Origin of the sequence: Seonamhaeicola sediminis (assembly GCF_004358095.2) — a bacterium.
GTDB lineage: Bacteria > Bacteroidota > Bacteroidia > Flavobacteriales > Flavobacteriaceae > Seonamhaeicola > Seonamhaeicola sediminis.
Window position 1 is genome coordinate 397,546 of sequence record NZ_SMZJ02000001.1, and the last position, 12,479, is coordinate 410,024.

General features: G+C 37.1%; 5 protein-coding genes. All 5 read right to left on the bottom strand.

The features are described from left to right. Nucleotides 1-36: 36 nt before the first annotated feature. Nucleotides 37-1,410 (bottom strand): sulfatase, encoded by a 1,374-nt coding sequence (locus E1J38_RS01565; protein ID WP_255449752.1) that lies wholly within the window; start codon nt 1,408-1,410, stop codon nt 37-39. Between the two features lie 348 nt (nt 1,411-1,758). Beyond that, entirely contained in the window at nt 1,759-5,127 is a 3,369-nt protein-coding gene (locus E1J38_RS01570) for a glycosyl hydrolase (RefSeq protein ID WP_133354560.1), read from the bottom strand. A gap of 136 nt (nt 5,128-5,263) precedes the next feature. Beyond that, nucleotides 5,264-6,673, bottom strand: a complete 1,410-nt coding sequence (locus E1J38_RS01575; RefSeq protein ID WP_133354558.1) for an L-fucose/L-arabinose isomerase family protein — start codon at nt 6,671-6,673, stop codon at nt 5,264-5,266. Between the two features lie 10 nt (nt 6,674-6,683). Further along, entirely contained in the window at nt 6,684-9,932 is a 3,249-nt protein-coding gene (locus tag E1J38_RS01580; protein WP_186525796.1) for a family 78 glycoside hydrolase catalytic domain, read from the bottom strand. 16 nt (nt 9,933-9,948) lie between these two features. Continuing rightward, the gene (locus tag E1J38_RS01585) at nt 9,949-12,474 is read right to left on the bottom strand and encodes a family 78 glycoside hydrolase catalytic domain (protein ID WP_133354554.1); all 2,526 of its coding nucleotides are present in this window, start codon (nt 12,472-12,474) and stop codon (nt 9,949-9,951) included. Between the last annotated feature and the right edge of the window lie 5 nt (nt 12,475-12,479).

Here is a 12,479-nt window from a genome sequence, read left to right on the forward strand (position 1 = left end):
GCTGATTTTAATATTGTTAATATTTCAATTCTTGAATTAATGCAATTTGGTATTTAGAATTTGTTTAAGCTCCTCAACCAATGCCGGATTTTCGTCAGCGATATTCGTCGTTTCCCCATCTGCTGCCGTGTGATCGTATAATTCCACAAATCCATCCTTATGAAGTGTCATTCTATGTGTTGCCGTTCTAATGGTTGAAGCTTTACTTGTGTATGCTATGGCTGCATGACCAGAGGTATTGGGATTTACCAAAATTTCTTTCAGTGATTCACCTTGTGTATATTTAGGAATTTCAATTCCTGTTAAATCACATAAGGTCGGAAAGATATCGAGTGTCTCCACAACGGCATTGGTATTAGTACCTTTATGTGTCATTTCAGGATAGTGAATGATTAGAGGAGCATGCAACGATTCTTCGAACAAACTATGTTTTCCCCATATGGCATGTTCTCCCAGATGCCAACCATGGTCTCCCCAGAGCACAACAATGGTATTTTTATCGGCTCCAGTCCTCTTCAATTCTGACAGTACTTTGCCAACTTGGGCATCAGCATAACTCACACATGCAGCATAATGGCGACGCACATCATTAGCAAAAACAGTATCTGTATTTGGGTTTTTACCCCAGCGGTTATACCCCATAAACTCACTCGATCCGTGCCATGTGGTTTTCCCTTCTGGTTTTTGGGGATGCTTTATTACTGGCAGGTTAACACCCTCATACCTGTCATAGTAAGATTTAGGGGCACCAAAAGGCAAATGTGGTTTGATAATTCCGATGGCAAGAAAGAATGGGTTTTCTTTATTACTAGTAAGTTCTTCTATTTGCTTCACGGCTTCATCTGTAATCGCTCCGTCCGGATAAATGTTGTCATCCCCTTCTACTGTTTGAAAAACGTCCATGTCTCCTCTTGTTACACGAATCTCTCCGTTAGCTAGTCCATGCATCATACCACGTGGATGTTCCCATTCCGCCACTGGCATAAGATGCTTATCCCATGCATTGGGCATTTCTATTTTTGTACTATCATTCCAATTCTTACCACCTCTACCTCCGGGATGATGAGATACTTTACCCACGGAAACAGTCGTATAACCATTAGTTTTAAACCATTCAGGCATGCTCTTATCAATTTTTATGGTGCCTTCATTGATTTTTTTTGCCCGAAGAAAAAGAGCATTATTACCAGGAGACCCATACTGACCAGTCAATAAAGTATAACGAGATGGTCCGCAACTTGGCGCATTCACAAAATGGTTCTGAAATGCAACACCCTCTGCAGCTAAAGCATCAATATTTGGCGAGTGAATATAATCCATACCAAAACTATTCAATTCTGGACGTAGGTCATCCACACAAATAAGTAATACATTAGGTTTTTTCGCGGGTTGCTCTTTTTGACAACTCATTGTCATGAATAAACAAAACATGGTACAAAAAACTAGTATTGTATTTTTTAGGCTCATTATTTTATAATTTTTATTAGATGGGAATTATTTTCAATAATATGTTGGAGCAACTAACAAATCTGAATTACTCGTAAATCGAGCAGGTTTCCCAATTTCTCAATCTTATCAGCAATATGTCCTACATCTATGGCACAATGATGGTAGATAATTTTATACTCTTAATATTGTTTCTGTTTCTGCAATTATATTTATGTTTTTCACTTTCATTGTAGCGACTAAACCGCTTTTATTTTTATCCAATATTGTGGTGTTGTATTCCATTGTTATAAACTAGAAAATATCGGCTAATTATTTATTCAGATTTAAATCAATATTTTTTAAGACTTCAATTTTTACCGGACCCAATAAACCCGAAGGAAATAAGGTGTCATTGGCTTTATAAAAAGTATATGCAGCAAATGTTGTTCTCGGACCTTCTGGCATCGGTAGGTTTTTTCTAAACCATTCTGGCATAGTATCATCTATTCTTCTGTCTCTTAATTCATAACCCGTTTGGTTTGGGAGTTTTTCATCACCAATAAGACGGTTTCCCCATTGATTGGTTAGTTCTATAATTAATTCATTGTTACCAGCTTTTAAGTGCTTTGTTATATCGACGACAAAAGGTTCTATCCATTTGACTCCTAAATCAGCTCCATTCAGAGTTACCTTTGCTACGACATGTACCTGACCTAAGTTGAGTGTATATGTTTTATCTTCACTTATAAAATCATCATTTACAGTAAACGTTTTTTTATAAATAGCCGTTCCTGAATAGTGCTTGATTTGTTCCAATGGGTGGGTACGCCAATCAAATAAACTATCTATTTTCAAACGCGTTTCATAACCATCTTCTTTTCTGAAAGAAAGGTTCCATGTTCCATCAATTACAAATGGAGGGTCAATATCCGTTATTTTTAATGTTTTTTGTTTTTTCCCTTTTTCAGTGTATTCCAAAGTCTGATTTTTATCAACAATCGCTTTTATATTTTTTAAACCATTGTTGTAAACAAATAATGGATACGCATCTTTTTTATCTGGATTGTACTCTATTAATGGATTATTGTTAGAAGCTTGTCTAAATACCATAAATGCAGATTCCTGAGGCTCTAAATAAATAGGCACGATGGTTCTGCCATTTTCGTGTTTATACTCAGCAATTTTAACAATTTTTCCAGTAGAAGGATACCAAATTTCAGGCACTTTGCCATCAACTAGAAAGCTACTATGAAATAATTTTCCTTTTTTCTTATGCTCGTTGTATATAAAATATATATCTGTTTTATTTTTTCGCCTGTGATTGAATTTAAAATCAGGTATACCTTCAACAATTACATCTTTTTGAATATTGTGTTTTCTGAATATATTATCCCACTGAAATGTATCGTAGCAGTTAGGAAGTTGCCAAGTCTGGCGAACCAGTGCTTCAAATTCTAAAACTTCATCTTTAGTATTAAGGTAGCCCGCAATTTGGCTTGGTTTTTTACCAATAATTATAACGCCCTGTTTGGCTAATTTGGTGATACTACGTAACGTTTCTAAAGTCATTACTTCCTGTTTTGGCAAAACTAATGCCTTATACTCTATACCCTCAGGTGTTTTTAGTTTACCTTCAACAGCCGACAAACGATTTTGAATGACATCTGCATTTACGCAATCATAGCTAAAACCTTTAGGAACTAAGTTTTTGTTATATTTTACTTGTATTGGTGCGGTTTCTCCTGTAAACACAAGAAAATCTCTAACTGGGATACCCTGTCTTAACATATACTGTCCACGTGATAAATATTTGAACCATGCTTTACCTGCATTATTCCACCAGGTTTGTGTACGGTCTATATGTGTGCCAATAAGATGCATTGACATTCCCGGTTTTACGTGCGTATTGGACTGATGTGTAAATCGATGGAAAATAAACTGGTTAAAACCTTTAGACCAATTATAATCACCAATTGTTTTTATTAGGGCTGGATGAACACTCCAATTATAATCTGTACTCGTAAACGACTCAGAAGCAATTATATTTTTTCCGTAAATATGAGCTGTTGAAATTGCGGCTTGTGTAAAATCCCAGGGTCTTCCAACCCAAAATTCGCCCATTGCAACATCGGCATTTCTTGCTACATCCATATCATTGGTAAAACCGTTTGGGCCATAAGGTTCTATGTATGAAATGAGGCCATCTTTATGACAAAGTTCCGTAAAATAGTCGTAGTAATTTTTTACCATCGTTTCATTTAATAGCTTGCGCATATCCCAAAATACAGCATCTATGTCAACCCCGCTTTCAACAAACTTACCTGCATATACTGGGAGAAAGGGTATTATATCATACTCATAAGTTTGTCTAAAAATACTATCGAGATTATTTGTCCAGTTTTGCGGTCCTACCTCATAACTATCTATTTCTGCATATTGTGTGGCATTTGGAGCAACTGCCTTTGCTTGTTCCGTTACCTTACCTACGTAAGCATCGTAATGCACTTTCAAAGCGGCTTTACTAAGTTTATCAACTTCAAGACCAGTACCTTTTTTTGATGCTGGTACATTTGTTGCTCCCGAAGCGGTAAAACCGAATCTTAAGATAGTCCACTTCCCGTTTGGTAAATTGGTGGTAAGACGTCCGTTTTTATCTACTTTTTTAGTGAGGTTAATCATTTTTTGTTTATCAATAACCATAGAGGGGTCTGCCTTACCTGAGTTACCATGTAATCTTCTGTACGATTTTAAACCAATCATATTATCTGGACAATCTGTTGAGAGGAGATTTATATTATAAATACCTAATGGCTTATCTACTTCAATTCTAAAAAATCTTGAAGTTATAGGTTTTATTCGACTGTGTATATGTCCTTCGTGTTTCCCTATTCTTGCTAATTTTGATGTATAAACTGCAGTAAAATGTTCACCATCATCTGATTTTAAAAGTCGAATATTTACCTTGTATTGATTTGCTAATAACTCTAAGGTTCTAATAGTAAAAGGCTTTTTAAAATCATATTGTATCCAGGCTTTTTCACTATTTGTAGGGTTAAGATTGCTAAACTTGTCAATGTGTTTATCCGTAGCAATTTCGATATTAAAATTGGGGTCTGATGCAGTTATGGATGGTAAAACGGTAGCATCTTCGTACTCAGATGCCATAGTTGGATAAGCTAATACAGCAATTTCCTCGTAATAACCATGGCGTGAAGGTGGTTTTGGTAATTGTATGTTTATGTTGTTCCCGCCTTCAATAATTTTTTCACTATGAACAACAATTTTCATTGCTTGTTCTGGTTTAACCCATGGCCCACCACTTGCAGTCCATCCATCAGAATTATGAATTCCAAAACTCAGGCCTAATCGTTCACATTCTTTCGCAGCGTGAGCAAGTATTTCTCTATGTTTTTCAGAGTTAAACTCAACATCACCTTTTGGTAGCCCATAGGTGACATTAAAAACAAGGATACCGCCTATGCCAACCTCTGCAATTGCTTCAAGGTCCTTGGTAAACCCCTCCTTAGTCATGTTTTGATTCATAATAAAATACCAAGTCTTGGGCTTGTATTCATCTGTAGGATTTTTAAAAATTTCTTCAGATAAGTGATAAGCCTTTACTTCTTCTTTACAAGAATTTAACCCATACATCAAAAGCGTAAAGAATAAAAAGAATATTATTTTATTGTTTATTTTCATTATGTTTTTAGACAAGTTTAAATATGAGTTTGTTGACTTGTTGCTCAGGCCTAATTATGTTCAATATGTAACATGTCAAAGTTGAAGTCTCAGTTTTGATGATTTTTAACCTAAAACCGAGACTATTTTTAAAATTCTAACAAATCCTAACTACTCTTAAGTTCAATAAACTCCCTAATTTCTCAATTTTATTAGCAATATGCCCTACTCCAATTGCACAATGATGTGATGGTCCTTGCTTAGACCATTCGTTCATAAAAGCACGTGCACCAATAGAAAAACGATAACGGCTGTTAGTATTACCAATATGAAGCACTGGTCCTTCAACCGATTCGCCTTCTGCAACTAATAAAAACACATCGTCTTTACCTTCAACCACAGAAAGCAAGGTAACTGGACCATGTTGCACCGTCATTTGAATAGACAACCCTTTTCCTGGTTTACCATGATACACAGGTAGCGGCACTAGCTGCACTCTACCTTCTGCAATGGCAAAATGCGCTGGACCGTCATGACCAAGCATCACGATATCATCATTGAAATCCATAGCGTAAAACTCAGAGAACGACCCACCAACACCAAAAGCATCCATAATCTTCATAGCTTGGGCATTTTTCACTTCGTACTCGCCTGCTACTGGTATATTTTTACCCGTTAATAAGGTATTTCCTGCAATAACAGAGGTCACAATATTTTCATATTCGTTAGCTGTTTCGCCTTCATAATAATACGCCATAGACCCTAAATTGTGGTTTTCAACCAATTTATCTAAAGCTATGGAAGTTTTTGCGGCTCTTACCAACTCGGGTTGTTCGCAGGCATCAATTACGTCGAAGGCGTTTCTAAATTCAGTGATTTTCGATTCTATTTCTTGCTCTGTGACTGCATCACGGTATTTTTTAACTTCACACATTTCAACAATTTCGATGTGTGTGCCAAATGCCGAGGCTTGTTTGGTTAAATCTGAATATACATCCAACATACCGCAATAATAATGACCTAAAACGCCAAGTCTGTTACTACGCATTACAGCAGCAACTTTAGCGGCATCAATCCAGTCTTGGATATCATCCCAAACGGCTTGTTCATCTAAATAACCGGTTACAAACTCATAATCAATTCCTGAACGATTGAGTACATTAGCAAATTCAGGTACCGAACAGGCTTGACAATGTGCCAACCATTCCCCTGTCATTTTACCTCTATCACCCAGTTTATTGAATCTTTCATAATCTATGGCCGCTACAGGTTGGATATTTAAAATTATTACAGGGCATTTCACTTTTTGCACCACAGGTAATATTGTAGATGACAAAGCATAAGTAGATACATATAAAAATAATATATCCACATCTTCGGTTTTTAAAACTTGTGCTTTCTCACGGGCTACCACAGGCGAATCTACCAAACCTACATTTACAACTTCGGCACCAAAACCTTCCATTTTATCGGCTATTTGCTGCTGATAGCCTTCTAATCGTTCTAATAAACCTTCAAACTGAGGCCAATACGTATCTAAACCGATACCAAATAATCCTACTTTCATCTACTATTATTTATTTAAAAATTTTAATTTCTTTAATTGAGGGGGCTTTATCTGCTTCTTCAATAAATACCCTACACTTATTAGAAGTTACCGCATCAAAAACGTGCTCTTTATTTGCGCCACATTTAGAGCCGTTAGCCAAAATAACCCATTCATCATTTTGAAAATACTCAATGGTATATTTTGAAATATTCTGTCCGTATTCATCAATAACTACTTTATTAAATGTTTGAGGCTTTACCCATTCTACCTCTAAATACTGATTCGTGTTACCATTGGCGAGCCATCTAGTTTCTTCATTGTCATCATTAGCCTTGAAGGCTTCAAATCCTGGTAATTTTTCTGTTTCAATAAACATGGATGACGCATTCATTCTTCCAATTAATGCTAAATTGCTTGGTGCATGTATTGGGTCTGGAAATTTTGTTTTTGGTAAGGCATTCACTTTAAAATCATAAATACCCGACGATACATTGTATATGATGTAATTGCCAACCGCTTTATTTATTTCTGAACCGATATATTCAACACCTTCAGATGTTTCAGCTAATTGTTCCGCTTCGTAAATATCATTTTTATCATTTGCTGGTAAATACACCTTAGCCGAAGTGTTTACTGGAATTTCAATATAAAACGAAGCTCTGTTATCCTGTGTTTCCCAATTCACGACCACATTGCCATACATGGATTTGTATTCGGTATTGGCGAATTTTAAATCGCCTACAACTGCAGGTTTAATCAACATCTCCTGCATACCCGGTTGCTCCGGATTGGGACGAATACCGCCAAATCCTTTTATAAAATAGCCTCCAATACCGGTGTAACAGGTGTGTATTTGACTATTACCAACAGCAGACCAACGCTCTGGCCATGTGGTATGCCCCTGCTCTAAAAAGTAGCCATAACTTGGGTGATGTTTGTCTTTTAACAACTCGTAAACTAAATCCATACGTTCGCCTGATTCAATAAAATAGCGCGTGTAAAGCGCCTGCCCAGAACTCCCTGTATCGTAATACGGAAAATCATATAACACATTGTTTTCCAATTGGGAGGTTACTTTTTCTCTCTCTGTTTCTGGAGTCACACCTGTTAACAATGCAAATGCTTGATTCACCTGAATACCATCTAAATACTTTCCAGAATCTGCATTATATGACAACGCATGTGTTGCTTTTTGTTGCACTTCTAATCGCTTCGCATATTCCTTTTCATCGTCCGTTTTACTCAAAGCCTTAGCCACACCCTTAGCACATTGTAACATATAAGCATATAGGCAATTATTGAAGTGAGCTGCTCCCGGAGAATTACTGCTATCCCAAAAATTACCACGTGGCGTACACCAATCGCCTAATCCAGGCATTTCTCGTTTACCGCGCTCACCAATTTTTAGAGCCCCTCCTTGACTAAAATTAGAATTCTCATATAACCAATTCATCCATTTTTGCATGGATTCGTAATTGTCTTCCAGCACCTTTTTATCACCTAACATGCGGTAGGTTTCCCAAACGGTTAATGGACTGTTAGCCTTCCACATTAAAAATGGGCGGTCTTCTTCATTTAATACGGCTCTTACTTGTCCGTCAAGAAGTTGCGCATCTCTGGTGTATTGAAGGTACTGATCCATGTAAGCGCCACTTTCAAAATTAGGTAATGCATCTCCGTACATAGCAGCAACCGTTACTTCTCCCCAACCGCGACGCTCACGATGCGGACAATCAACCAAAATACCATCCATAGTATTGGCCAAATAGGTATCAAGATTTACTTTGTAAATTCTGTTTAATAAAGAATCTGAAGATTTAAATTGACTAATTTGTTTTCTATCATTGGTTACCACATACCCTTTAACATCATACACTCTTGGTTCATACTTTAAACCATATACGGTTATATAACGACCTCCAGCTACATTAAAACGATTGGTAAATGTGCCTTTTCCTGACTTCCCAAAAATGTATTTACTTTTTTGTTTCCAATTCATCACCACTTCTTTTTGGTCGCTTATTTCAAAAAGCACCGAGTCGCCTTCCACTCCATTTTGTAACTTCATTTCGAAGAAGCCTGTATAGTTGCGTCCCATGTCTATACGGTAAGTGTCATCTCTATTATTTCGGATAGCCTTAGCCCTAAATTCTTCAAATTTTACCTGAGGCTCCACCATTTGCGCACTTAATTTGGCTTTTATGGGTTCGTATAAAGACCGCAAACTTCTATCTTTATTACTATTTAAAGCAAAACTAATGTTATTACCTTTGGGAATGTTTTTGTTGAGTTCTTCATGATTGTAAACTGTGGCATTTATCCAATCGCTATCGTCATAATCGGCATTACACCAATCGTCTTCCCTTTTTCTATCGTCAATAGTTTCGCCACCAAATCGTAGAATATCCCAATCGCCATAATATTCGGAATGACTTTTTTTGGTTTTCCAAGAGGTATCAGTTTTCAAAGTGATATGCTCATCGCCAACAACAATTTCTGCCTGTGCTTTAAACACAAATGGAATATTTCGGTACTCTCTAATACGGCGCCATCGAGACCAACCCGCGGCATGCCAAATGGCTATCACATTATCACCTTTCTTCAATTTATCAGCAACATCATAAGTGAGGTAAGGAATCCGTTTTTTCATGTATGAAGACACTGGGTTCAATACATTTTCTGTAATTTTTTCACCATTTACATATAATTCGTGATAGCCAAAAGAGCCAACAAAAACGAAAGCCGAAGACGGATTTTCTTTTAATTCAAAATTCTTTCTGTACCAGTTATGGTCTGTCTTTTTTTGATCGGGCTTCAAAATCCAATCGCCTTTCCAATCAGATTGGTTTAATAAGCCCATTGAAAATTTGGCTGGTGTACTCCAGTTTGAAACTAATTCATCTTTATCCCAAATTTTCACCTTCCAGAAATACTGTTTAGCCGATTCTAATGTTTTTCCTTGATAGTTGACATTTACCGATTGGTTAGTTTCAATTTTATCAGAATCCCAAACATCGCCATTATTGCTTTCCAAATTTTCTAAACTACTTGCAACCAATATTTGGTATGCGGTTTGTTTTTGACCTCTAGTTATGGTATCTCCAACCAATTTCCAACTAAATCTTGGGCTTGTATTATCAATACCTAAAGGGTTCGATTTATAGTCACATTTCAGCTCCGTAACCTTTACTTCGGAAGGTTTAGTAATACAACTGCTAAACAGATTAATAACCAATACAATGATTAAATATGTTCCAAAATTTCTTAGATGCTTCATTTTAAAACTTTGTTTTTTACTTTGAATTTGATATTCGTATGATGTGTTTACCTGATGATACATTAAATACATTTGCATGCACTGATGTATTATTTAATGTGATTTTTTGTTTTTGATAATGCGGTAGCTGAACAATCCCTTCAGAGTTCTCAGGTACTGTAATCGTCCAAATAGTTTCTTCACCCTCTTTTTTCCATGAACTTTCTATAATACCCTGTGGTGATTTATGGGTTACTTCTACCCAATTTAGACCTTCAAGGAATGTTGGCTGTAAATAGAACTTTTTAAATCCAGGATAGTCCTCATTAGGTCTTATGCCTCCTAAACTTTCATGAAACGACGCAGCAAACCCACTTTGCATGGGGTGATTGAACGAGTTACGGTAATAGCGTTTCTTTTTATCCCAATTTGCTAAATGTTCTGGCCATACCGTTAAATCATGCTCTTCGGTCATGAAACCTAAACTAGGATAATCGGTAATACTCCATAAGTGCTTTGTAACCGCCTCATGTCCGTAATCATTCAGCACCGTGTATAAAGGACGGTGCCCAAAAATACCGGTACTGTAATGCCCTTTTTTAGCTTTCATGATAAGGTTTGCCAAATCATCAGCAACCATCTCCTCTAAACCTTCAGGAACCAAACCGGAATACAACGCAAAGGCATTACCTGTTTGGGAACCATAGGACTTCGTTTTTGCATTAAAAAAATTCTGATTAAAAGCCTCCTTAACCAATTTGGCTTTATCAGCATAATTACTCGCAGCTTCCTTTTTATTGAGCACCAATGCCATTTTTTCCATAGCTACTAAAGACTGATAATACAACGCCGTTGACGTTAATGCGGGTGGCGTATCCATTTCTGGATTACCTCCAGGAGGACACCAATCTCCAAAACCACCATTAATAATACCATCTACTTGTACCTTTTCATCTAGGTAATCCATCCATCCTTCCATCATATCCCAAGCGCCTTCAATTATGGCGGTATCACCATAATACACATACGAAAACCATGGCACCATAATAGTGGCGGCTCCCCAATCTGGTCGCGCTTGTAAACAAAGTCGTTTTCCAACAGAAATATTGGAGGGCGTGCGTGCATCATAAGGAAAAGGGTCTTTAAAATGTGCTTTAGAAACTCCTAAAACTGTTTCCATATCTGAAGATGTTTTTTGCCACAAACGTTTTAAATCAAAATTAAAACTAGCGGCTTCAGCTACCACATAAGCATCACCCATCCACGCACAACGTTCGCGGTGCGGACAATCACTCAACAAGCCTTGAATATTATCTTCGATAGTCCACATAGACACCTCATAAAACTTATTTATGAGTGGGTCTGAACATTTAAAGGTCCCTATTCTTTCTGCATCTGTGCGCACCAACCAACCTGTAAATTGACTTAAATCTGGTTCTTTACTCAACCCTTCAATTTGAACATATCGAAAGGCATGATAGGTAAAACGCGGCTCCCAAGTTTCAACACCATCGCCTTTACAGATGTACACATCGGTTTGGGTATTTCCCGTAACGTGAATACCCGTAGAGGCTGGGTCTATATTTTGTTTATTGGGCATGAGGTGTTCGGCAAAACGCATTTTTACAACAGTACCTTCTTTTTCTTTTACAGAAATGGCTAACCAACCCGTCATGTTTTGACCCATATCTAATATCCAACCGTTTTCTGCAGGCCATAGGGCAATAGGATGCACTGGTCTAATTTTCCGCATAGGTTCCAATTCTTGCTCTAATAAATTATTTGTGGGCGCTTCCAATAATTCTGCCGTTTCCCATGAAGTATCATCAAAACTAAAGCTACTCCAATCGCTTAGTTCTTGACGTGCATCATAAGTTTCACCTAAATAGATATTATCAAAAAGGATTGGACTGTTATTTGCTTTCCAACTTTCATCGGTTACTATCTGCTCCTTGGTTCCATCTTTGTAAACTATATTAACTACCAACATTGCTCGAGGTTTCCCGTATGAAAGTCCCGGAGAAAATGCCATATTCTGCCCATAAAAACCATTACCTAATATTACCCCAAGACTATTGTTTTCATTTAGAAGTTCTGTGACGTCGTGAAGCACATAAAAAGCACGTTTATCATAGGATGTCTGCGCAGGGTCCAGCACGTGGTCACCTACTTTTTGTCCGTTTAAATAGAGTTCATACAATCCCAGACCGCAGACTGCTATTTGCGCCGATGCAATATCTTTTGATATTGAAAACGATTTTCTCAAAAGCATGGAAGGATGGGTTTTGCGTCGGGTTACTTTCAAGTCTTCTTCCGTTGGCTCCCAAGTATTAATATTCATGGGTGGTTGGTTGCGAACCAAATCTCTAGCTGCCCATTTTTCGGGACGGTTATCTTTAGTATAACCAATCCATTTTGCATTATCCCACTGTATTGAAGGAGATATATCTTCACTTAAGGCAATCTCAGAATCTTTTTTGTTTGATTGCTGACAACCACTTAAAAAAAAGTATATTGCTCCTAAGACTATTAATAAAATTGAATTTTTCTTTATAAATCTCATAGTAT